Origin of the sequence: Streptomyces cinnamoneus, assembly GCF_014650495.1 — a bacterium.
In the GTDB taxonomy this organism is placed as follows: Bacteria; Actinomycetota; Actinomycetes; order Streptomycetales; family Streptomycetaceae; genus Streptomyces; species Streptomyces cinnamoneus.
This window is the reverse complement of record NZ_BMVB01000001.1, coordinates 226,118-247,908: the sequence shown is the minus strand read 5'-3', so window position 1 is coordinate 247,908 and position 21,791 is coordinate 226,118. Positions and strand designations below refer to the sequence as shown.

General features: G+C 71.9%; 17 protein-coding genes. 7 read left to right on the top strand and 10 right to left on the bottom strand.

Annotated features, from left to right (window positions below; translation table 11 throughout):
- Positions 1–54 precede the first annotated feature (54 nt).
- Together IE182_RS01070 and IE182_RS01065 are read left to right on the top strand one after the other, a co-directional pair.
- The gene (locus IE182_RS01070; RefSeq protein WP_190107662.1) at positions 55–3,030 is read left to right on the top strand and encodes an SCO1167/SCO6262 family helicase; all 2,976 of its coding nucleotides are present in this window, start codon (positions 55–57) and stop codon (positions 3,028–3,030) included.
- The gene (locus IE182_RS01065) at positions 3,027–4,271 is read left to right on the top strand and encodes an SWIM zinc finger family protein (protein ID WP_190107661.1); all 1,245 of its coding nucleotides are present in this window, start codon (positions 3,027–3,029) and stop codon (positions 4,269–4,271) included. The genes IE182_RS01070 and IE182_RS01065 overlap by 4 nt, the downstream gene beginning before the upstream one ends.
- Before the next feature lie 26 nt (positions 4,272–4,297).
- Here the strand turns inward: IE182_RS01065 and IE182_RS01060 are convergent, their stop codons facing one another.
- Complete coding sequence (locus IE182_RS01060) at positions 4,298–4,558, bottom strand: hypothetical protein (protein ID WP_190107660.1); 261 nt, start codon at positions 4,556–4,558, stop codon at positions 4,298–4,300.
- Between the two features lie 292 nt (positions 4,559–4,850).
- Here IE182_RS01060 and IE182_RS01055 point away from each other — a divergent pair, with 292 nt between their 5' ends.
- Positions 4,851–5,348, top strand: coding sequence for a hypothetical protein (locus IE182_RS01055; RefSeq protein WP_190107659.1), 498 nt, complete (start codon positions 4,851–4,853; stop codon positions 5,346–5,348).
- Here IE182_RS01055 and IE182_RS01050 read toward each other — a convergent pair.
- The gene (locus IE182_RS01050; protein ID WP_190107658.1) at positions 5,296–6,153 is read right to left on the bottom strand and encodes a phosphatidylinositol-specific phospholipase C/glycerophosphodiester phosphodiesterase family protein; all 858 of its coding nucleotides are present in this window, start codon (positions 6,151–6,153) and stop codon (positions 5,296–5,298) included. The two genes, IE182_RS01055 and IE182_RS01050, sit on opposite strands and share 53 nt — an antisense overlap.
- 224 nt (positions 6,154–6,377) lie before the next feature.
- On the opposite strand from IE182_RS01050, the gene IE182_RS01045 reads away from it, so the two are divergent.
- The 3 genes from IE182_RS01045 (at position 6,378) to IE182_RS01035 (ending at position 10,854) form a co-directional block, all read left to right on the top strand.
- Positions 6,378–7,613, top strand: a complete 1,236-nt coding sequence (locus IE182_RS01045) for a phosphodiester glycosidase family protein (protein ID WP_190107657.1) — start codon at positions 6,378–6,380, stop codon at positions 7,611–7,613.
- A 134-nt stretch (positions 7,614–7,747) separates the two neighbouring features.
- Positions 7,748–9,160, top strand: a complete 1,413-nt coding sequence (locus IE182_RS01040) for a family 2B encapsulin nanocompartment shell protein (protein ID WP_190107656.1) — start codon at positions 7,748–7,750, stop codon at positions 9,158–9,160.
- A 275-nt stretch (positions 9,161–9,435) separates the two neighbouring features.
- The gene (locus IE182_RS01035; protein WP_190107655.1) at positions 9,436–10,854 is read left to right on the top strand and encodes a family 2B encapsulin nanocompartment shell protein; all 1,419 of its coding nucleotides are present in this window, start codon (positions 9,436–9,438) and stop codon (positions 10,852–10,854) included.
- A 55-nt stretch (positions 10,855–10,909) separates the two neighbouring features.
- On the opposite strand, the gene IE182_RS01030 is transcribed toward IE182_RS01035, so the two are convergent.
- Positions 10,910–11,104, bottom strand: a complete 195-nt coding sequence (locus IE182_RS01030; RefSeq protein WP_190107654.1) for a hypothetical protein — start codon at positions 11,102–11,104, stop codon at positions 10,910–10,912.
- A 272-nt stretch (positions 11,105–11,376) separates the two neighbouring features.
- Here IE182_RS01030 and lysX point away from each other — a divergent pair, with 272 nt between their 5' ends.
- Entirely contained in the window at positions 11,377–14,766 is a 3,390-nt protein-coding gene (gene lysX, locus IE182_RS01025; RefSeq protein ID WP_190107653.1) for a bifunctional lysylphosphatidylglycerol synthetase/lysine--tRNA ligase LysX, read from the top strand.
- On the opposite strand, the gene IE182_RS01020 is transcribed toward lysX, so the two are convergent.
- The 7 genes from IE182_RS01020 to IE182_RS00990 all read right to left on the bottom strand — a co-directional run bounded on the left by IE182_RS01020 (position 14,711) and on the right by IE182_RS00990 (position 21,582).
- Positions 14,711–15,424, bottom strand: coding sequence for an ABC transporter ATP-binding protein (locus tag IE182_RS01020; protein ID WP_190107652.1), 714 nt, complete (start codon positions 15,422–15,424; stop codon positions 14,711–14,713). The two genes, lysX and IE182_RS01020, sit on opposite strands and share 56 nt — an antisense overlap.
- Positions 15,417–16,313 (bottom strand): oligopeptide/dipeptide ABC transporter ATP-binding protein, encoded by an 897-nt coding sequence (locus IE182_RS01015; protein WP_190107935.1) that lies wholly within the window; start codon positions 16,311–16,313, stop codon positions 15,417–15,419. Before IE182_RS01015 ends, IE182_RS01020 begins: the two co-directional genes overlap by 8 nt.
- Before the next feature lie 179 nt (positions 16,314–16,492).
- On the bottom strand, positions 16,493–17,320 hold the full coding sequence (locus IE182_RS01010; RefSeq protein WP_190107651.1) for an ABC transporter permease: 828 nt from the start codon (positions 17,318–17,320) through the stop codon (positions 16,493–16,495).
- A complete protein-coding gene (locus tag IE182_RS01005) occupies positions 17,313–18,278 on the bottom strand; it encodes an ABC transporter permease (protein ID WP_190107650.1) in 966 nt (321 codons plus the stop codon). The genes IE182_RS01010 and IE182_RS01005 overlap by 8 nt, the downstream gene beginning before the upstream one ends.
- A gap of 23 nt (positions 18,279–18,301) precedes the next feature.
- Positions 18,302–19,894 carry an ABC transporter substrate-binding protein gene (locus tag IE182_RS01000; RefSeq protein WP_190107649.1) on the bottom strand — a complete coding sequence of 531 codons (1,593 nt, stop codon included), beginning with the start codon at positions 19,892–19,894 and terminating at the stop codon, positions 18,302–18,304.
- Positions 19,895–20,082: 188 nt separating this feature from the next.
- On the bottom strand, positions 20,083–21,294 hold the full coding sequence (locus IE182_RS00995) for a site-specific integrase (protein ID WP_190107648.1): 1,212 nt from the start codon (positions 21,292–21,294) through the stop codon (positions 20,083–20,085).
- A 72-nt stretch (positions 21,295–21,366) separates the two neighbouring features.
- Positions 21,367–21,582, bottom strand: coding sequence for an excisionase family DNA-binding protein (locus IE182_RS00990; RefSeq protein ID WP_190107647.1), 216 nt, complete (start codon positions 21,580–21,582; stop codon positions 21,367–21,369).
- Positions 21,583–21,791 lie beyond the last annotated feature (209 nt).

Here is a 21,791-nt window from a genome sequence, read left to right as displayed (position 1 = left end):
GGCCTGCGCCCTGTAACCTCGGCGACTCCGACTCGCACTAGTCAAATTTGAGGAATGCGCAGCGCTGTGATCCCACCCTCTGCCGCAACACCCTCCGACATCTCCCGCTCCGACATCTCCCTGCTCGTCCGCTGCCGGGCGGTCTTCCTCCCAGGAGACCCCGCCCGCACCGGACGTGTCGCCTTCTGGCAGCCCACGGGTGAAGCGCCCCTGACCACCGGCGCCGTCGAGGAGCTGACCGTCGCCGTACCCGACGGCCCGGACGTCGCCACGACGACCGTGCGGGCCACCGTGCTTCCCGCCCGGGAGGCGTTGCCCGTGCTCACGCGGGCCCGCTCGGCGCGGGCCGACGAGGCGGCGGCCTTCTGGGGCGCCGTTGCCGTGCTCGCCCTGCAACTCGCCGCACGCGGCAAGCTGTTGCCCGGCCTGACCGCCACGGACCACGACTCCTGGCGGGTCGGTCCCCTCTCACCCGACGACCAGCGACGGGTGCGCGAGCTGGCCGCCGCCATGCCGCCGGCCGCCCACGCCGTACCGCTGGCCGACAGCGACCCGCTCCTGCTGCCCGACCCGGAGCGGCTCGTGCGGGCCTTCCTGGACGCCGTCGCCGATGGTCTGCCCCGCTCCCCCGCCGCCGTGACAGCCGCCGGAAGCGCTGCTTTCGCCGCCCCCGCGCCACAGCGGCTGCCCGAGCAGCGCAGTTGGGCCGCGGACGTCGCGGCCGGCCACGACGCGGGCGTACGGCTGTCCCTGCGGGTCGAAGCCCTCCTGTCGAACGGGACGGCGGAAGACGACGGGGAGGACGCCCGGCCGCGCTTCCGGGCCGTTCTGCAGCTGCACAGCCTCTCAGACCCGGCGCTCGTCGCCGACGCCGCCGACGTCTGGTCCGGCGCCTCGGCCGCCGGGGCCGCGCTCGGCAAGGGCGCCCGGATGAACGCCCTGCTCGCCCTGCGGCGCGCCGCCCACGCCTGGCCCGCCCTCTCGCCGTTGCTCTCCGCTGCGGCACCCGATGCCCTCGAACTCGCCGACGAGGAGGTCGGTGAACTGCTGGGCGCCGCTTCGCCGGCACTGGACGCCGCCGGCGTCGAGGTGCACTGGCCGAAGGAACTGGTCCGCAAGCTCACCGCGCGCGCCGTCGTCGGCCCGCCGGACGACGACGGCGACGCCGCGTTCGACCGCCGCTCGGGCATGCCGTCGCTGCTCTCCGCCGACGCCCTGCTCGCCTTCGGCTGGCGCTTCGCCATCGGTGACCAGGAGCTGACCAAGGAGGAGCTGGACCGGCTCGCCGAGGCGAGCCGCCCGGCCGTGCGCCTGCGCGACCAGTGGGTGCTCGTCGATCCGGAGGCCGTACGCCGCGCCCGTGAGCGGCAGGAGCGCAAGGTCACCCCATTGGAGGCGCTGGGCGCCGCCCTGACCGGGCACGTCCCCGCACAGGACGACAGTGAGGAGACCGTCACGGTCCAGGCCACCGGCTGGCTGGCGGCGCTCCGCGACCGCATCGCCGACCCCGAGGCCACCTGCGAGCCTGTCGCCCAGCCCGAGGCGCTCGCCGCCACCCTGCGCGACTATCAGCTGCGTGGCCTGGACTGGCTGCACCGCATGACCTCGCTCGGTCTCGGCGGATGTCTCGCCGACGACATGGGCCTGGGCAAGACCATCACCCTCATCGCCCTCCATCTGCACCGGCAGACGCTTCCCGGCGCCGGCGGGCCGACCCTCGTGGTCTGCCCCACCTCTCTGATGGGCAACTGGCAGCGCGAGATCGAACGTTTCGCCCCCGGCACCCCGGTGCGCCGCTTCCACGGTGCGGCCCGTGACCTGGACGCCCTGGAGGACGGCGAGTTCGTCCTCACCACCTACGGCACGATGCGGCTGGACGCCCCACGGCTGGCACAGGCCGGCTGGGGCCTGGTCGTCGCCGACGAGGCACAGCACGTCAAGAACCCGTACTCCGCAACCGCCAAGGCACTGCGCACCCTTGAGGCAAAGGCGCGCATCGCGCTCTCCGGCACCCCGGTGGAGAACAACCTCTCCGAGCTGTGGGCGATCCTGGACTGGACGACGCCGGGTCTCCTCGGCTCCCTGGGCGACTTCCGCCGCCGCTACGCGCAGGCCGTCGAAGGCGGCACCGACCCGGCCGCCGCCGAGCGGCTCTCGGCGCTCGTCCGCCCGTTCCTGCTGCGCCGCCGGAAGTCCGACCCGGGCATCGCGCCCGAACTGCCGCCCAAGACCGAGACGGACCACAGCGTCGCCCTCACCAAGGAGCAGGCGGGGCTGTACGAGGCCGTGGTGCGGGAGATCCTGGCCGAGGTGGCGGAAGCCGACGGGTTCGAGCGGCGGGGGCTGATCGTCAAGCTGCTCACCGGCCTGAAGCAGATCTGCAACCACCCTGCGCAGTTCCTGAAGGAACTCGCCCAGAAGGAGGGCGCCCCCGACGGGCACGGCGTCCCGGAGCGCGGTCGGGACAGCACCCGCGGGAGGAGTCCGCGCGTCGCGGGCCGTTCCGGCAAGGTCGAACTCCTCGACGAGCTGCTGGACACCCTCCTCGCCGAAGGGGCGAGCGTGCTCGTCTTCACCCAGTACGTGCAGATGGCACGGTTGCTGGAACACCATCTGGCCGCGCGTGGCGTACCGACGCAGTTCCTGCACGGCGGCACCCCCGTGGCACGGCGCGAGGAGATGGTCCGGCGCTTCCAGGACGGGGAGGTGCCCGTCTTCCTGCTGTCCCTGAAGGCGGCCGGTACCGGCCTGAACCTCACCCGCGCCGGGCATGTCGTGCACTTCGACCGTTGGTGGAATCCCGCCGTCGAAACACAGGCGACGGACCGCGCCTACCGCATCGGTCAGACCCAGCCCGTGCAGGTGCACCGGCTCATCACCGAGGGCACGATCGAGGACCGGATCGCGGAGATGCTCACCCGCAAACAGGCGCTGGCCGACGCGGTGCTGGGCTCCGGTGAGGCCGCACTGACCGAGCTGACCGACGCCGAACTCGCGGAGCTCGTCGCACTGAGGGGGACCGTACGATGACCGAGCGCACCTTCGACGCCCTGCCGCCCTTGGACGGCCGGGCCTTCGCACAGAGCTGGTGGGGCCGTGCCTGGATCCAGGCGCTGGAGGACACGGCCCTGGACGGCCGACAGGTCAAGGCCGGCCGTCGGCTCGCCCGTTCCGCAGCGGTCGGTGCGGTGTCCGTGCGTCCCGGCCGGATCACCGCGCTCGTGCACGACCCCGACGGCACTCCGTACCGTTCCGATGTGATGGTCCAGCAGCTCGGCGCGGACGACTGGGACCGGCTCCTGGACGTGGTGGCCGACCAGGCGGGGCACATCGCCGCGCTCCTGGACCGCGACATGCCACCGCATCTCGTCGAGGACGCGGCCGCGGTGGGCGTGGAACTGCTGCCCGGCATCGGCGACCTGGAGCCGGAGTGCGGGTGCGGAGCGTGGGACCACTGCCCGCACACAGTGGCGCTCTGCCACTTGGTGGCGCGGCTGCTGGACCAGGACCCGTTCGTCCTGCTGTTGATGCGCGGTCGCGGCGAGCGGGAACTGCTGGACGAGCTCCAGGCGCGCAGCACCACCCACAACGCCGCGAGCATCCCGGAACCGGCCGTCGGCGTGCCGGCCCGCGAGGCGTTCGCGGCGCGCGGTCCCGTACCGGCGCTTCCCGACCCCCCGCCCTTGGTGGACGTGCCCGGACGGCCGCCCGTCCTCACCACCGACACGCCTGCCGCGCCGGGAGTCGACGTCGAGGCGCTGGAGTTCCTCATAGCGGACGCCGCCGCCAGGGCCCGCCAGCTGCTGGCCGAGGCCCTCGCACCGGCTCACGAGCTGACGCCCGTCCCGGGCGAACTCACCTCTCGGCAGGATGCGGTGCGCCTCGCCGCCGCAGGACCGCCCGACGCCGTGGTCGCCCGCCTCGCGGCCGGCTGCGGCTACGGTCGCGCGGAGCTGGCCCGGGCGGTACGGGCCTGGGGACACGGCGGGCCGGCGGCGCTGGCCGTGCTGGAGGAGGAGTGGACACCGGAGCCCGAGGTCCTCGCCCGTGCCCGTGCCGGATGGGCCGGTGCGTGGGAGGGCGACGGGAGTGCGCCGCGGCTGCGGGTGACGCGCAATCACTGGACGGTGGTCGGCGCCGGCGTGCAGGTGCGCTACGGGCGGGACGGGGGCTGGTGGCCGTACCGCAAGGAGGGCGGGCGCTGGCAGCCCGCCGGCGGCCGCGAGCAGGATCCGGCGGCCGCCCTCGCGCACGTGCTCGCGGAGAACTGACGGCGGTCCGGGCCGCGGCCCGCTCGCTACAGCCCGAGGATGTCCGTGGGAAACGCCGTCGGCAGGCCGGGAAGGCTGGGCATGCGCGTGGGCAGCTCGGTGGGGAAGCCGGAAGGAAGGCCGCTGGGCAGTCGTGACGGGAGGTCGCTGGGGAGCTGGAGGGAGGGCGAGGGTGCGCCCGGCCCACTGGGTGAGCCCTCCTGCCCCGGCTTGCTCTCGCGGTCTCCGAGCAGCAGGACCGCCCCCAGCACGAGCACCGCGACCGCCACCAGACCGGTCACGGCCACCGCGACCCTCCGCCCTCCGCCGGGCGGAGGTGGCGGCCCGGGCGACCAGGGTTGCCCGGGCGGCCCGAAGCCGCCGGGTGGCGGAGCCGGTGGACCGGGGGGCGGTCCGTACGGGGGCCCGGGCGGCGGTCCAGGTGGAGTGGCCATACGGCCAGCGTCCCCGGCATCGGGCATGCGCCATCGTGCGGTGACGGTTCCGCTACACGCTTCGCTCCGGACCGCGACATTCCGGCCGGCCGCCGCGCGCGTGGCGTTACCGGAACAAAGATCTTTAAACAGTACGATCCCAGAGATGACTGCCGAAACCACCCAGCCCGGCATCACGGAGGCGAAGGCGGGAGCGGCGCGCCTCCTGCTGGCCTACCGGCACGGCAATCAGACGGCGTTCGACGACTCCCTGCCCGCATCCGCCACGGCCGAAGAGACCCGGGGCCTCGTCAGTGCGCTCGCCTGGATCGCCAACGAGGCCCTCGGCAAGGTGTACCCTCCCGACGTCGCCGACCGGGTGCTGCGGCGCATCGCCAGACGGATGCCGGACGATCCCGGCCGGGTCGAGACGGACGAGGAGGCCGCACCGGATGTCGCCGTGCTGCTCGAATCCGTGTGGCGGGGCGACACGGAGACGGTACGGGAGCTGGTGCGCGCCACGCCGGACACCACGTTCGTGCTCGGCAAACTGGTGCACGCGGTCGCGCTGCTGCTGCCGGCCGTCCCGCGGTCGGACGTGCACCGGGTCCTCAGCGAACTCCGCGGAGAAACGCCTCCAGACCCGCCAGATCATCCGTGTTGAGGTAGTCCACGCCCGCCGAAAGCAGCTCCCGCCACAGCGCGTCGCGTGCGGGGCCCGGCCGGTCCTCAGTGGCCCAGAACCGTACCTTCCGCCCTTCGGCATGAGCAGTGGTGACGATGCGTCGCAGCGCGTCCCTCTCGCGCACGGGTATCGGCCCCGCCCCCTGCCAGGTGAAGTTCTGGCCCCAGTTGTCACTGATGAGCGGCGCGAAGGAAGCGGGTGCTCCGCCGAGGTCGCCGAGACGGCCGTCGTAGAAGGCGTGCCGCACGCGCTCCGCCTCCATGGGGATGCGCGCGCCCCGGTCGCCGGAGACGACGGCGGTCACGGCGGAGCGGCGGACCCGGCTGCCGGAGGCGACGGTGAGGATCGAGTGGTAGGGACGCAGGTGCCGGGCGAGCGCCCGGTAGGTGGGGTCACCCGCCGTCTTGATGTCGATGAGCAGCTGCAGCGTCAGGTCGTATCCGCGGTACACACGCCCGCGGTTGGCTCTGACACGGCGCAGCAGCGGGTCGAGGTAGAGGGACTCCAGGGTGCGCCGGGGGTCGAGACCGGCGGCGTCGTGGGCCACGAGGAGCTTGCCGTCCACCAGCCAGATGTCCGCCTCGACGCTGCCGAAGCCGTGCGAGAGCGCGTCGGCGAGGGGGCGGGGGTGCGCGTAGTCGTTGTGCGCATGGGCGTTGCGCAGCGGCTGCTCGCCGCGGGCCGCGTCCCCGGTGGCGGGCGAGTCGGCGCGGGCGGGCGTGGCGAGGGAGCCAGCGACTGCGGCGGTGAGAGTGAGGACGGCGGCTCGGCGCGTGCAGGGCATGGGGGTGCCTCCCGGCGGCTGGACGGGCGAATAGACGGCGGCTGCCTGTGCTGACGTCAGTGAGTATCGGGGCCTTCAGAGCCGTTTGACAGGGACGAGCGGAGAGTTGCCCCGGCCGACGTCGGTGCTTTGCCTGTCGTTCTTTCGGGGCATGGTGAAGTCCCGTGCGTCATGACAGAGTTGACGGGACCTCTGGGGTGACTGTGGGTAGACATGTACGCCGTGTGCGCACGGTGCTGTCGGTGCTGGTGGCATGGGTCTCGCTGGTCGGTGGTGGCACGGCCTGGGCGGGTACGGAGGGGTTCTCCCCTCCGCAGGAGATCTCCTCGCCGGAGCTGGGCGCGCAGTCCGCGCTCGGGCCCGGGGTGACGTACCGGGGTTTCTCACTGACGGGTTCGCACGGGCCGGCGTACGGGCACCTGCTCACCGTCGACCTGCGGGAGCCCCGGGTGTCGGTGGACCTGCTCCACCCGGGCGCGGTCGCAGGGCGGGCGCAGGTGTCCCGGCTGGCCGACCAGCAGCAGGCGGTGGGCGCGGTCAACGGGGACTTCTTCAACATCACGGAGGATCAGCACCCGGGGGTGGAGGCCACGGGTGCACCGGTGGGGCCGGCCGTCGCGGACGGGCGGCCGCTGAAGGCGGCCGTGCCGGACGGCCAGCGCTTCGGCCCGGCCCTGCCGCCGGGTGGCAGCACCGAGGACGTCTTCGGCGTCGGGACGAACCGGGTGGCGCGCATGGACCGCCTCGCATTGGAGGGCTCGGTGCGGACGGGCGAGGACGAACTGCCCTTGAGCGGCTTCAACCAGTACGCCCTGCCGGTGGGCGGCATCGGGGCGTTCACCTCCACGTGGGGCAGCGCCTCGCGGCTGCGGTCGACGTGCGGCACCGACACGGAGCGCGGTGCACCGTGCAGCGACGAGACCTTCGAGCTGACGGTGCGAAACGGCCGGGTGGCCTCGGTGGCGGCCAAGCCCGGCCGGGGCGCGATCGCGCAAGGATCGGTGGTGCTGGTGGGGCGCGAGAAGGGGGCACGGGAGCTGCGCAAGCTGGAGGTCGGCGACCGGGTCGCGGTGGAGCAGCAGCTCCGGCCGCGGCGGGCGGGAGCGTTCCGGTTCGCCATCGGCGGCTTCCCGATCCTGCGCGGCGGTCGTCCCCTGGACGGCCTGGACCTGGCGACGCCGGCCGTGCGGACCGCCGCCGGTCTGGCCGACCGCGGGCGGCGGCTGTATCTCCTGGCCCTGGACGGCGCTGCCGACTACCGGCGCGGACTGACCGTCGCCGAACTGGCCCGCACCCTGGGGAAGCTGGGTGCCGTCGACGCCTTCAACCTCGACGGCGGCGGGTCCTCGACCTTGGTCACCCGAGGGTGGGGCGCCGCGCACGCGACGGTGCGCAACCACCCCTCGGCTGGCGCCGAGCGACCTGTGGCCAACGCCATCGGAATTTTTATCCGACGTTGACAACAGCTTTCAATCCCATCCGTTTGAGTGATCGCGCCCGGCGAATGCCGCTGCTAACTTCGAACGGGGCCGAGCGGGAATTCCCGTCAACCCCGTAGCGGGCGGATCTGCAATGGATGGGTGGGCATTCGATTATGACGACGTCAGTGGAGTCCGGAGCCGGAACGGATAATTCACCGGGCCGGCTGAGTCTGGGCACGGAGGCGGCCCGGAATCTGGCGACCACGACAAAGTCCGTACCGCAGATGCAGGGGATCACCTCCCGGTGGCTCCTGCGGCTGCTGCCGTGGGTCCAGGTCTCCGGTGGCACCTACCGGGTGAACCGGCGTCTGACGCACACGCTGGGGGACGGCCGGGTGGAGTTCTTCAGCACCGGGGCGGAGGTGCGCGTCATCCCGGCGGAGCTGGGCGAACTGCCGCTGCTGCGCGGCTTCTCCGACCCGGAGGTGCTGGAGGCCCTGGCGGGCCGGTTCGTCCAGCGCGAGTACGCTCCGGGCGACGTCCTGGTCGAGGCCGGGCAGCCTGCCGATCAGGTCGTCCTCATCGCACACGGCAAGACCGAGAAGGTGCACGACGGCGAGTACGGCGAGCCCACGGTGCTCGGAGTGCTGGCGGACGGCGGGTACTTCGGCGACCGGGCGCTCGCGGCACGCGAGGCGGGCGAGTGGGACTTCACGGTCCGGGCCGTGACGGCCTGTACGGTGCTGACCCTGCCGCGCCAGGAGTTCCAACAGGTGCTGGAGAGCTCGCAGGGGCTGCGCTCGCATGTGGAGACCTACCGCAGCCGGTCCGGGCTCCCGCAGAACGAGCACGGCGAAGCCGCCATCAACGTGGCCTCCGGACACGTCGGGGAGCCTTCGCTGCCCGGGGTCTTCGCCGACTACGAGCCCTCACCGCGCGAGTACGGGCTGAGCGTCGCCCAGACGGTGCTGCGGGTGCACACCCGCGTCGCCGATCTCTACAACGAGCCGATGAACCAGGTCGAGGAGCAGTTGCGGCTCACCATCGAGGCCCTGCGCGAACGCCAGGAGCACGAGATGATCAACAACCGCGAGTTCGGCCTGCTCCACAACGCCGACCTGCGCCAGCGCATCCACACCCGCAGTGGCCCGCCCACCCCCGACGACCTCGACGAGCTCCTGGCGACGGTCTGGAAGGACCCCGGCTTCCTCCTGGCTCACCCGCGGACCATCGCGGCGATCGCCCGGGAGTTCAACCGTCGCGGCGTCTACCCGGACAGCGTCGAGGTCGGCGGCCACTCCCTGCCCGCCTGGCGCGGAGTCCCCATCTACCCGTGCAACAAGATCCCCATCACCGAGACCGGCGTCAGCTCCGTCCTGCTGATGCGCACCGGGCAGGAGTCCCAGGGTGTCGTCGGTCTGCACCGGACGGGAATTCCCGATGAATATCAGCCGAGCCTTTCCGTGCGATTCATGGGAATCAGCGAACAGGCGATCATCTCCTACCTGGTGAGCGCCTACTATTCGGCGGCCGTCCTTGTCCCGGACGCTCTCGGAATTCTGGAGAACGTCGAGATCGGGCACTGAGCCTCCTGCCGCCGTAGGCCGCTCGGCCCCGCTCAGCCGCCACCGGAACCGACGACCCGGTGGATGCGGGGCCGGCGGACTGCGCACCCCTCTCGCACACCGTGCGACGCACCACGCCTTGCCCACTTCTTGCACCACGTCTTGGCCCACGTCCCGCACCACGTCTCGCACCACGTCTCGCACCACGTCTCGCACCACGTCTCGCACCACGTCTCGCACCACGTCTCGCACCACGTCTCGCCACCATGCTTCTCACAGATGGGTGATCGCCACCAATGACCACGTCAGTCGAGCCGGAGCACTCCGGGCAGCCGTCACAGGCCCAGGCGGCCTCGCAGCTGAGCCTGGGCACCGACGCGGCACGCCAGCTCGCGACGACCACCAAGTCCGTCCCCCAGATGCGCGGGATCTCCTCGCGCTGGCTGCTGCGCGTCCTGCCCTGGGTCCAGGTGTCGGCCGGCACCTACCGGGTCAACCGACGGCTCACCTACACGGTCGGCGACGGCCGCGTCGAGTTCGTATCGACCGGTTCAAACGTTCGGGTCATCCCGCCCGAGCTGGGCGAACTGCCGCTGCTTCGGGGCTTCGAGGACAGCGCCGCCCTGGAGGCGCTCGCCGATGCCTTCGTCCAGCGGGAGTACGCCGCGGGCGACACCCTCGTGGAGGCCGGCCGTCCCGCCGACCACATCTTCCTGATCGCCCACGGCAAGCTCGCCAAGACGGGCACCGGCAAGTACGGCGACGAAACCGCACTGGGCACCCTGGCCGACGGCGACTACTTCGGTGAGCGAGTGCCCCTGGAGCCCGACGGCACCTGGGACTTCACGGTACGGGCTGTGACCCGCTGCACGGCCCTGGTGCTGCCGCTGCAAGCATTCCAGGAGCTGTCCGAGCGCTCCGACGCACTGCGCAGCCATGTCGCCGGCTTCGCCTCCCGCCCCACCCGGCCGTCCAACAACCGGGGCGAGGCCGACATCACGGTGACCTCAGGACACCGCGGCGAGCCGGTCATCCCCGGCACCTTCGTGGACTACGAGCTCTCCCCCCGCGAGTACGAGCTGAGCGTGGCCCAGACGGTGCTGCGCGTGCACACCCGGGTCGCGGACCTCTACAACGAGCCGATGAACCAGGTCGAGGAGCAGTTGCGGCTGACCGTCGAGGCCCTGCGCGAACGCCAGGAGCACGAGATGGTCAACAACCGCGAGTTCGGCCTGCTGCACAACGCCGACCTCGGGCAGCGCATCCACACCCGCAGCGGCCCGCCCACCCCCGACGACCTCGACGAGTTGTTGTCCCGGCGCCGTAAGACCCAGTACTTGCTGGCGCACCCGCGGACCATCGCCGCGTTTGGCCGCGAGTGCAACAGCCGGGGCCTGTACCCGAAGAACATCGAAGTGCAGGGCACTGCGGTGCGCTCCTGGCGCGGTGTGCCCCTGCTCCCCTGCAACAAGATCCCGATCAGCGAGACCGGCACCAGTTCGATCATCGCCATGCGGACCGGCGAGGAGAACCAGGGCGTCATCGGCCTCCACCAGACCGGCATCCCCGACGAGTACCAGCCCAGCCTCAACGTGCGCTTCATGGGCATCAACGAGCAGGCGGTCTCGTCCTACCTGGTGAGTGCCTACTACTCGGCGGCGGTGCTGGTGCCGGACGCCCTCGGCGTCCTGGAGGACGTCGAGATCGGGCGCTGACCCGCTCCCGCAAGCGGTGGTCACCGGTCGTCCGCCCCTGCGGGCGGACGACCGGTCAGGGCTTCACGCCGCTGACGAATTGCGCGGTGGCCGAGAGGCCGTGGGAGATGGTCGGTGCAACACTGGTGCTCGCGAGCAGGAAGCCGAGCAGCACGCACACCAGAGCGTGCCCGGTGCGCAGTCCTCCGCTGCGCATGAACACCACCGCCAGGATCAGAAGCAGCAGGACCACCGAAATCGACACGGCCATGGTGTACCTCCTCGACGGAGCGGCGGATTCCGCCAGTGTCGCTCATCCCGCCCCCATGACCGACGTGACAGACATACTCCATCCGAGTGGAAAATCACCGATTCAGCCGTGAAATATCGTGACAAGCCACGAAGACGCCAGGCGACAAGTCGACAGCAGGCGGCTCTCCCCGGCAGGGGCCCCGGCCCGTCGGGCGCAGTGGCGTCCGTCCGCCCGTCGAACGGCCGCCCGTTCGACGGGCGTCCTGAGCAGCCGGTGCCTAGGCTGACGGAATGAGCACAGCCCGGGAGCCCGGTTCCGCGACGGCGCAGGAAAGACGGGCACAGCAGGGCGGACGGGCGCCGGGGACCGGCCCCGAACCGACCGCCCGGGACACCGCCTGGCACCGTTTCCTGCACCGGGTCCCCAACGGATTCGCGATCTTCTTCGGACTGCTCGGCGTCTTCTGCACCATCACCTCGCTCGTCCCCCCTCTGCGCCGCGCGGCGGAGCCGCTGACGAACGCGCTGGATCTGCTGACGGTCCCCACCGCGTCGAACCTCGCCTACGCCGTCTTCCTGCTGCTGCTCGCCGCCGCGACGGCCGCCCGCAAGCGGGTCACGCTCTGGTTCGTCCTGGCCTACCTGGCGCTGCTGCTGTTCACGGACGTCGTGCTGCTCGCCGTGGGTTACTGGGACACGATCCCGTCGCTGGTGCTCTGCATCGTCGGGATCACGCTGCTGCTCCTGGCCCGCCGGGAGTTCTACGCCAAGTCCCGGCGCGGTGCCTTCCTGCGGGCCCTGCTCGTCCTCGCCGCGGGCCTGGCCGTCGCCATCCTGCTCGGCTGGGCCCTGGTCTCGCTCTTCCCCGGCACCCTGGAGAGCGGCGGCGGCAACCGGCTGCTGTTCGTCGCCAACAGGGTGTGCGGCGGCCTCGTCAGCGGCCGGCACTTCGCCGGGCACCCGCCGCACTGGGTCTACTTCCTCCTCGGTCTGTTCGGCGCGCTGGCCCTGCTCAACGCCGCCATGGCGCTCTTCCGCTCACAGCGGCTGGAGGCGGCCCTGCACGACGACGAGGAGCCGCGGATCCGCGCCCTGCTCGGCCGCTACGGTGGCCGCGACTCGCTCGGCTACTTCGCTACCCGGCGCGACAAGGCGGTCGTCTTCTCTCCCAGCGGCAAGGCGGCGGTCACGTACCGCGTGGAGGCGGGCGTGTGCCTGGCCTCCGGGGACCCCCTCGGTGACCCGGAGGCATGGACCCCGGCCGTCGACGCCTGGCTGGAGCTGGCCGGCCACTACGGCTGGCAGCCGGCGGTGATGGGGGCCAGCGAGGAGGGCGCCCGGGCGTACGCGCGCTCGGGGCTGGGGGCGCTGCAGCTGGGCGACGAGGCGATCCTGCAGGTCGCCTCGTTCGACCTGGACGGGCGGGAGATGCGGGTGACCCGCCAGGCGGTCAACCGGGTGGAGCGCACGGGGGCGACCGTCCGCATCCGCCGTCACTCGGCACTCTCCGACGAGGAGATGGGCGAGGTCATCCGGCGTGCCGACGCCTGGCGCGACACCGAGACCGAGCGCGGCTTCTCCATGGCCCTGGGCCGCCTCGGCGACCCGGCGGACGGCGACTGCCTGCTGGTCGAGGCGTTCGCGAGCGACGGCACGATGATCGCGCTGCTGTCGTTCGTGCCGTGGGGTTCCGACGGGGTGTCGCTGGACGTGATGCGGCGCGACCGGGCGGCGCCCAACGGGGTCATGGAGTTCATGGTCACCCAGTTGTGCGCGCAGGCCGGACGGTTCGGGGTCAAGCGCATCTCCCTCAACTTCGCCGTCTTCCGTTCTGTGTTCGAGGAGGGTGCGCGCATCGGCGCGGGCCCGGTGCTGCGGCTGTGGCGGAAGCTGTTGCTGTTCTTCTCCAAGTGGTGGCAGCTGGAGGCGCTCTACCGCTCGAACGTGAAGTACAACCCCGAGTGGCATCCGCGGTTCCTGTGCTACGCCGACGCGGGGGCGCTGGCCCGCATCGGGCTGGCCACCGGCATCGCCGAGGGCTTCGTCGCGGTCCCGAGCCTGGGCAAGCTCTGGAGCCGGGGGCGGCCGCGGGTCGGCGCCCGCCCGGCGTCCACCGCGGGCCTTCCCTCGCTCTCCGAGCTCGGCTTCACCACCGGCGTCGAAGGCGGCGCCGGGGCGGCCGGGGCCGACGAGCTCGCGGGGCTGCCGGAGCAGGTGCGGGTGCGGCGGCGGAAGCTGGAGCGGCTGCGGGCCGCGGGGGTCGAGCCGTACCCCGTCGACGCCCACCGCACGCACACCCTCGCCGAGGTCCGCGCCGGCCTCGCCGGGCTGCCGCCCTCCTCCCGCACCGGCGGGCGGGTGACGGTGGCAGGGCGTGTGCTGCTGATCCGCAACCACGGCGGCATCGCGTTCGCCGTGCTGCGCGACTGGTCCGGTGACCTCCAGCTCGCCTTCACCCGCGACGGCTCGGGCCAGGAGTTGCTGCGGCGCTTCACCACCCACATCGACCTCGGCGACCACATCGAGGCCGAGGGCGAGCCCGGCACCAGCGACCGCGGCGAGCCGACGCTGTTCGTCACCCGCGCCCGGATGACCGCGAAGTGCCTGCGCCCGCTGCCCGACAAGCGGCGCGGCCTGAGCGACCCCGAGGCCCGGGTCCGGATGCGCTACGTGGACCTGGCCGTCTCACCGGAGGCCCGGCACACGGTACGGGCGCGCAGCGCGGCCGTACAGGCGCTGCGCCAGGGGCTGCTCGACCGGGGCTTCCTGGAGGTCGAGACGCCGATGCTGCAGCAGATCCACGGCGGTGCGAACGCCCGCCCCTTCACCACCCACATCAACGCCTACGACCTCGACCTGTACCTACGCATCGCCCCGGAGCTGTATCTGAAGCGGCTGTGCGTCGGCGGCCTGGAGAAGGTCTTCGAGCTGGGCCGGACGTTCCGCAACGAGGGCGTGTCGTACAAGCACAACCCCGAGTTCACGATGCTGGAGGCGTACCAGGCGTTCGCGGACTACGACGTGATGCTGGATCTGACCCGCGAGCTCATCCAGCAGGCCGCGGTCGCCGCCCACGGCTCGGCGATCGCGGTGCGGACCGACGGCGCGGGCAAGCGGACCGAGCACGACATCTCGGGGCCCTGGCCCGTGAAGACGGTCTACGGGGCGGTCTCCGAGGCGCTCGGCCAGGAGATCGGCGCCGATACGCCCGTCGCTGCGCTGCGCGCCTGCTGTGACGCGGCGGGCGTGCCGCACCGGCCGGAGGACGGGCGGGGCGACGTCGTGCTGGAGCTGTACGAGCGGCTGGTCGAGGAGCGCACCACGCTGCCCGTCTTCTACAAGGACTTCCCCACCGACGTCTCCCCCCTCACCCGCCCCCACCGGGCGGATCCCCGGCTGGCCGAGCGCTGGGACCTCGTGGCGTTCGGCACGGAGCTGGGCACGGCGTACTCGGAGCTGATCGACCCCGTCGAGCAGCGCCGTCGGCTGACGGCGCAGTCCCTGCTGGCGGCGGGCGGCGACCCCGAGGCGATGGAGCTGGACGAGGACTTCCTGCGGGCGCTGGAGTACGCGATGCCGCCGACGGGCGGGCTGGGGATCGGGGTGGACCGGCTGGTGATGTTCCTTACGGGGCTGTCGATCCGGGAGACGTTGCCGTTTCCGCTGGTGCGGCATCGTTGAGGGCCGCACCGCGGTCGCCCCAGCGGACCGTGCGGTCGCACCAGCGCTCCAGCAGTACGGGGTCGTGGCTGACGGCGAGCAGGCCGGCGCCGCTCTCGCGACGGTAGGTCTCGACGACGCCGACGAGCGCGGCCGTCGTCGACGCGTCCAGCATCGCCGTCATCTCGTCGCAGATCAGCCAGCGCGGGCGCAGGACCAGTGCCCGTGCCAGGCAGGCGCGCTGCAGCTGGCCGTCGCTGACCTCGTGCGGGCGGCGCGCCAGCAGTTCCTCCGACAGGCCGACGCCCGGGGCCAGCGCGCGGACGCGTTCGGTGGCTTCGGCGCGGCGGCCCGTCGCGCGCAGGGGCTCGGCGATGAGGTCGCGCAGGCGGAGCCGGGGGTCGGCGGACTGCCGCGGCTGTTGGAAGACGACGCCGAAGGCGGTGCGTTGGTCGCGCGGCGCGCGGTGGCGCCAGCCGCGGGCGGGCTCACCGTCGATGACGACGGTCCCGGCCGTGGGCCGGTGCAGCAGCGCGGCGACGCGGGCGAGGGTGGACTTGCCGCAGCCGCTGGGGCCGAGCAGGCCGACGGCTTCGCCGTCGTGGACGGTCAGCGAGACGTCCCGCACGACGGGCTTGCGCGGATCGTAGCCCGCGGTGATGCCGTGCAGCTCAAGCACCGGGTTCCTCCTCGTGGTGGCAGGCGAGGCCGTCGGCGAACACGGGCACGGTGGCGCAGGCGTCGGTGGCCCGCGCGCACCGCGCCGCGAACGCGCAGCCGTCGGGCAGCGCGCCCAGTTCCGGGGGCATGCCCGGGATCGGGGTGAAGGACCGTTCCGGCAGGGCGTCGAGCAGGCCACGGGCGTAGGGATGGCGGGGGCCCGGCGCGCCGAAGAAGGCGGCCGCGTCGGCGAGCTCGACGATGCGGCCCGCGTACATGACCGCCACGCGGTCGGCGATCCGCTCGGCCGCCACGAGGTCATGGGTGATCATCAGCAGGGCGTGGCCGGCGTCCACGTGCCGGCGCAGCTCGTCGGCCGTGCGGTCGACGAGCGCGCGGTCCAGTCCGGTGGTGGGTTCGTCGGCGAGCAGCAGGGGCGCGTCGCCGACGAGGGCGAGCGCGGTGGCCGCACGCTGCGCGAGCCCGCCGGAGAGCTGGTGGGGGTGGCGGTCGAGGTGGTCGGCGGGGAACGCCGCCCGTTCGGCGGCGGCCGGGACGGCCTCGTCCAGGGCGCTCCCCCGGGCGCCGGTCAGCTCGCGCACGGTCTCGCGCAGTTGCGAGCGGACGGTGCGCACGGGCGTGAGGTGCCCGGCGGGGCTCTGCGGGACGAGGCCGATGCGGCGGCCCCGTACGGTGCGGGCGAGGGTGCGCTCGTCGGCGGCGAGCAGGTCCAGGTCGCCCAGCAGGGCCCGGCCCGCGGTCCGCGCGTTGCCGGGCAGCAGCCCCAGCAGCGCGGAGGCGAGGACGGATTTGCCGCATCCGCTCTCCCCGACGAGGGCGAGGCACTCCCCGGGCCGGAGGCGGAACGAGGCGTCGGTGACGGCGGCGACCTCCCGCCCGCCCCGCATGCGGAACCGTACGGTCAGGCCGTCGACGTCCAGGACGGGGCCGCCCTGGGCGGGGCCGCCGTCGACGGGGCCGCCCTGGGCGGATACGTTCCGGCGCTTGTGAGGCGTGGAGGGTGTGGGGGTCGTGGAAGGCGTGGAGGGCTTGGGGTTCGTGGAAGGCGTGGAAGGCGTCGGGGGCGTCACAGCGTCAGCTCCGATCGGCGGCGCGGGTCGAGCCGTTCGCGCCAGGCACCGGCGAGGGCCGCCACGGCCAGGGTGGGCACGACGATGAACAGGCCGGGGAAGAGCGTGGGCCACCAGTCGCCCGCAAGGAGCGAGCCGCGGGCGCCGTTGACCATGTTGCCGAGGCTGGCCTCGTGGGTGGGCAGGCCGAGGCCCAGGAACGACAGCGCCGACTCGTGCCAGATGGCGTGCGGGATCATCAGGACCGCCGCGAGCGCGGCCTGCGGCAGCACGCCCGGCAGCAGGTGCCGTACGGTCACGCGGAGGCGGGACGCGCCGCCCGAGACGGCGGCGTCGACGTAGGGGCGGGTGCGCAGCGACAGCAGTTCGGCCCGGACGATGCGGGCCGTCGACAGCCAGTGGGTCACCACCACCGAGGCGATCACCGGCCAGATGCCGGGCCGGAACATGGCGACGACGAAGATGCCGAGCAGCAGATGCGGTACGGACGAGAAGAGGTCGACGAGCCGCATCAGCGCACGGTCCGTCCAGCCGCCGAGCACGCCCGCCAGCACGCCGGCGGCCGTGCCGAGGACGGTCGCGGTGAGCGCGGCGACGACGCCGACGAGCAGGGACAGGCGCAAGCCGTACACGCAGCGCAGCAGCAGGTCGCGGCCGACCTCGTCGGTCCCGAAGGGGTGCGCCCAGGACGGGGGGTGCAGCTTCGCGGCGAGGTCGACGGCCTGCTCGTCGAGGGGGACGGCGAGAGGCACCAGCAGGACGGCGAGGAGGACCGTCGCCAGGACGCATGCCGAAGCGCGCAGGCGCACGGTGTTGCTACCCATCGAATCCCACCCTCGGGTCGGCCAGGCCGTACAGCAGGTCGGAGAGCAGGTTGCCGAGCAGCACGGCGGCCGTGGCGAGGACGGTGAGGGCCGCGAGGAGCGGGAAGTCGACGCTGGTGGCGGCCTGGACGGTCGCGGAGGCGATGCCGGGCCAGCTGAAGACGGTCTCGACGAGCAGGGCGCCGGTGATCAGTTCCGGGACACGCGAACCGATGAGGGTGAGGACGGGCAGCAGTCCCGAGCGCAGGGCGTGGCGGAGCAGTACGGTCCGCTCGCGCAGGCCCCGGGCGCGGGCGCCGCGCACGGGGTCCTCGTCCAGGGCGTCGCCGACGCCCTGGCGTACGTACAGCACGAACCACGGCAGCTGGGTGGCGGCAAGGACGAGGGCGGGCAGGACGAGGTGGGAGGCGACCTGACCGGCGGTGACGGCGTCGGCGCCGGTGTCGGTGAGGCCGCCGGCCGGGAGGGCGTCGAGCCGGATGGCGAAGAACCACATCGCGAGCAGGCCGAGCCAGAAGGGTGGTGCCGCTTCGAGGGTGTAGGCGAGGGAGGTGACGGTCCGGTCGAGCAGGCCGCCACGGCGCCGGGCGGCGAGGACGCCGAGTGCGGTGCCGGTGCAGACGGCGAGCAGGAAGGCGACACCGCACAGCAGGACGGACCAGCCGATGCGTTCGCCGATGACCTGGGCGACGGGCTGCCGCAGGGAGGTCGACTGGCCGAGGTCGCCGCCGAGGGCGGCCGTCAGCCACTCCCACCAGCGGACGACGAACGGCCGGTCGGCGCCGAGGTTCTCGCGCAGCTGGTCGAGGACGTCCCGGCCGGCGCCGAGCCCGGCGGAGCCGGCGTACGCCCTGGCCGGGTCGAACGGGGAGGCGGCGGCGATGGCGAAGACGCCGAAGGTGACGACGGCGAGCAGGGGGACGGCGGTCAGCAGCCGCCGTCCCGCCATGCGTGCCATCGGCCCCCAGGGGAGCCTGGTGATCACTGCTGGGGCTGCCAGTCCTCGACGTTCCACCACGGGCCGGCGCCGAGGCCGTGGTCGTGCGGCTCGACCTGGGTGGCGAGTTCGCGCCAGCCGTCGTTCATCACGTACAGGTGGTCGACGTGGGTGAGGAAGGTGTAGCCGGGGTTGTCGGCGAGGCCGCGCTGGACGGCGTCGTAGGCGGCCTTGCGGGCGTTCTTGTCGCCGCTGCGCCGGCCCTCCTCCAGGGCCTTGTCGACGTCGGGGTTGGCGTAGGCGGCCATGTTGTTGAAGCCGTCGAGGGCGAGGGAGGAGTGCAGCAGGTTGTAGAGGTCGAAGTCGGGGTCGGCGGGGTTGCCGCCACCGGCGAGAACCGCGTCGTCCTTCATGCGCGGCTCGATGACCTCCCAGGTGCCGCTCTGCACCTTGGCCTCGATGCCGGCCTTCTTGGCGTCGGAGGCGAAGGCGAGGGCGTGCTCCTCGCGGAGCTTGTCACCGGCGGGGAACCAGAGGGTGAAGGAGGCGCGCTCGCCGTCCTTCTCGCGGATGCCGTCGCCGCCGGGCCGCCAGCCCGCGTCGTCCAGCAGCTTCTTGGCCTTGGCCAGGTCGTGCGGGCGCTCGGTGCCCCGGGCGAACCACTCGCTGTCGGTGGGGACGGGCCCGTACCCGGCCCGGCCGGCGCCTTCGAGCAGCTTGTCGACCATGGCCTTGCGGTCGACGGCGAGGTCGAGGGCGCGGCGGACGGCGGTGTCGCCGGTGACCTTGTGGGCGGTGGGCAGGGTGACGCCGCGGAAGTCGGTGGTCTTGGCGGTCAGGGTGAGCTTCCCCTTGTCGCCCTTGAAGCCCTTGGCGAGGTTGGGCGGCAGGATGGCGCCGTCGAGGTCGCCGGAGCGCAGCCGGGTGGCGCGCACGTCGTCGTCCTTGATGATCGCCATGGTGAGCTTCTTGACCTTGGGCTCGCCGCGCCAGTAGGTGGGGTTGGCCTTGAAGGTCAGCTTCTCGCCCTTGCTCCAGCCGGTGAGGACGTACGGGCCGGTGCCGATGGGCGCGGTGTTGAACGAGCCGGTGTTGACGTCCTGGCCCTTGGCCGCGTGCTCGGGTGCGATGGGCAGCACGGTGCGCTCGGCGAACGGGGCGTAGGGGTACTTGAGCGCGAAGACGACGGTGTCGTCGCCCTCGGCGGTGACCTTGTCGATGGCGTCGAGCTCGCCCTTGGCGGCGTTGTTGGTCTTCTCGTCGAGGATGGTCCGGTAGGTGAAGACCACGTCCTTGGCGGAGAAGGGCTTGCCGTCGCTGAACGTCACGCCCTGGCGGAGCTTGTAGGTGTACGTCCGCCCGTCGTCGGTGACCTTGGGCAGCTCGGCGGCGAGGGCGGGCTGGAGCTTCATGGCCGCGTCGCGGCGCAGCAGCCCGTCGAAGATCTTGGAGTTGCCGTCCTTGCCGTACCCGAGGAGGGGGCTGAGGGTCTCGGGCTCGTTGGCGAGCCCGACGACGAGCGAGTCCTTGGCCCCCGCGCCCCCGCCCCCACCGGGCGCCGAACAGCCGGCCACCCCTCCTGCGAGAACGCCTGCCGTGGCCATGGCGGCCACTCCCCGTATGGACCGGGCCGTCATGCCCTGCACCTCTACTCACGATCTATTGCTTTTGCGAACCAGTCGCAATTAAACAGCAGGCAAAGTCAGGGGTAGATGGCGGGGCCATGTTTGGACAGGTCAGGAGGGGTGGGGATGAGGTCCCGGTGGGGTGCAGGGAGCCACACTGGGAGCCACCGGCTGTCCGTTCGCGACTGGCTCCAGGAGAACTACGGAGCGCCTGAGGCCCCGTCGAGCCCCTCGAAGGTCTCGAAGGTCTCGTCCAGGAAGCCCGCAAAGATGTCGTCCATGGCGTCCGCTCCCGCGGTAATCACCGGGCGCAGCTGCTTGCGGTAGACGGTCTCGGTCGTGGTGCTGCCGTTGTGTCCGACAATGCGGGCGATCTCCTCGATCGGGAGGCCGTGGTCCGACAGCAGCGACACAAAACTCGTTCGCAGTTCGCGCGGCGTCCATGCGGTCGGCTCCTCGAAGCCGGCGTCCTTCAGGAGAGACCTGAAGTGCCGGAGGACATCGTGAGCGTCGCGTTGCTCTCCGGTCTCGCTCGGGAAGACCAGATTGGCGTCATCCCACGTTCCTTCGTGCTCCTGCATCTGCTGCTTCTTGAGTGCCGCCATGACGGAGGCGGCGTAACGAGACATGAGAAGCGACCGCCGACTCCTTCTCGTCTTGGTGTCCCCGTGCCGGCGAACCGAACGCCAGACGTCGACGTACGGCTGCGCTTGCGCTCCGTCGGGTCCGGCAAGGTGCACGTGCGTCCACGTGAGAGGCCGCTCCTCTTCGGTTCGCGCGCCGACGAGGAGCCCCAACACGACATAGGCGTGGATCCAGCTGCCCACCCCGGTGCGGAGTACGGCTGCTGCCTGTTCAAGGCTGAGGGACTTGCTGGGGCGCCCGGGACGCCCCTCAGGGAGCTCAACCAATTCGGCGACGTTTCTCGCAATCTTCTTCTGGCGCATGGCGTGGCGGATGGAGCGGCGCAGGATCGAGATCAGGATCCTTAACGACCGGTCCGCCAAGAGCCGGGCCTTCACCTCCAGCCAGTCGTCAAGGTGATCCAGCTCCAGTTCACGCAGTCTGGCCTTGCCCAGGTCCGGAATAATGTGCTTGTTGGCAAGGCTGCGGTAGGTCTTTACCGTGCCCTCATCACGCCCTTTCAACCCGTTGGCGAACCATCCCTCCACAGCCTGCTCGACGGTGTAGGTGGCAGAGGGCTTGATGCCTGTGTCCAGCTCCTTCTTGAGATCCCTGAGCTTGCGGCGGACTTCCGTCTTGGTCTTGCCCATGACCGTGGCACGGTTCCGCTTGCCGGACGCGGTGTAGCCCAGGGAGACAGCGCCGATGTAGCGGTTCTTGGACTTGTCCCAGTAGATCGAGTCTTCACCGTTACCCGCTTTGTGGGGCCGGCGAGATCTCTCGGTCATGAAATTGTCCTCCAGGGGAGTGGGGGCCACTTCTTCTGAGGAAGTGGCCCCCACATGGCGTGGCAGATCAGGTCAGGCAGCCGTTTCGGCTTCGGCCTTGAGGAGTTGGATGTATTCGTCGATGTACTCGGTGGGCACGAGACGACGGCGGCCGACACGGACGGTACGGAGGCGCCCGAGGCGGATCTCCTCGTAGGCCGTGGAGCGGCCCAGGCTGAGAACTCGTGCAGCTACTTCGACGCGGTGGAGGCGGCGCGGGACCGCATCCACCCCAGCAGGTTTGGGCATGTGGGTGGTCTCCCGTCTGTGGGCCGGCAAGCGGGCCTGCCTTCGGCAGGGCCGCATTCGCGTCCGTGAGCTAGTGGCGATGCAGCGGATGACGGAGACTTGATCCGTATCCGTGCGGTGGCTGCGTGGAATCGCTGACAGAACTGACAGAACCTGGCTCACAAACCTCTGACCTGCTGTTCTGGCGTCGGATTGGGTCGTGACAGAAC

What these genes read in the sequence shown, in the direction of transcription:
- IE182_RS01070 (WP_190107662.1), top strand. Translation starts at nt 55, where the DNA reads ATGCGCAGCGCTGTGATCCCACCCTCTGCCGCAACACCCTCCGACATC.
- IE182_RS01065 (WP_190107661.1), top strand. Translation starts at nt 3,027, where the DNA reads ATGACCGAGCGCACCTTCGACGCCCTGCCGCCCTTGGACGGCCGGGCC.
- IE182_RS01055 (WP_190107659.1), top strand. Translation starts at nt 4,851, where the DNA reads ATGACTGCCGAAACCACCCAGCCCGGCATCACGGAGGCGAAGGCGGGA.
- IE182_RS01050 (WP_190107658.1), bottom strand. Translation starts at nt 6,153, where the DNA reads ATGCCCTGCACGCGCCGAGCCGCCGTCCTCACTCTCACCGCCGCAGTC.
- IE182_RS01040 (WP_190107656.1), top strand. Translation starts at nt 7,748, where the DNA reads ATGACGACGTCAGTGGAGTCCGGAGCCGGAACGGATAATTCACCGGGC.
- IE182_RS01035 (WP_190107655.1), top strand. Translation starts at nt 9,436, where the DNA reads ATGACCACGTCAGTCGAGCCGGAGCACTCCGGGCAGCCGTCACAGGCC.
- IE182_RS01030 (WP_190107654.1), bottom strand. Translation starts at nt 11,104, where the DNA reads ATGGCCGTGTCGATTTCGGTGGTCCTGCTGCTTCTGATCCTGGCGGTG.
- lysX (WP_190107653.1), top strand. Translation starts at nt 11,377, where the DNA reads ATGAGCACAGCCCGGGAGCCCGGTTCCGCGACGGCGCAGGAAAGACGG.
- IE182_RS01015 (WP_190107935.1), bottom strand. Translation starts at nt 16,313, where the DNA reads ATGCGGGGCGGGCGGGAGGTCGCCGCCGTCACCGACGCCTCGTTCCGC.
- IE182_RS01010 (WP_190107651.1), bottom strand. Translation starts at nt 17,320, where the DNA reads ATGGGTAGCAACACCGTGCGCCTGCGCGCTTCGGCATGCGTCCTGGCG.
- IE182_RS01005 (WP_190107650.1), bottom strand. Translation starts at nt 18,278, where the DNA reads ATGGCACGCATGGCGGGACGGCGGCTGCTGACCGCCGTCCCCCTGCTC.
- IE182_RS01000 (WP_190107649.1), bottom strand. Translation starts at nt 19,894, where the DNA reads ATGACGGCCCGGTCCATACGGGGAGTGGCCGCCATGGCCACGGCAGGC.
- IE182_RS00995 (WP_190107648.1), bottom strand. Translation starts at nt 21,294, where the DNA reads ATGACCGAGAGATCTCGCCGGCCCCACAAAGCGGGTAACGGTGAAGAC.
- IE182_RS00990 (WP_190107647.1), bottom strand. Translation starts at nt 21,582, where the DNA reads ATGCCCAAACCTGCTGGGGTGGATGCGGTCCCGCGCCGCCTCCACCGC.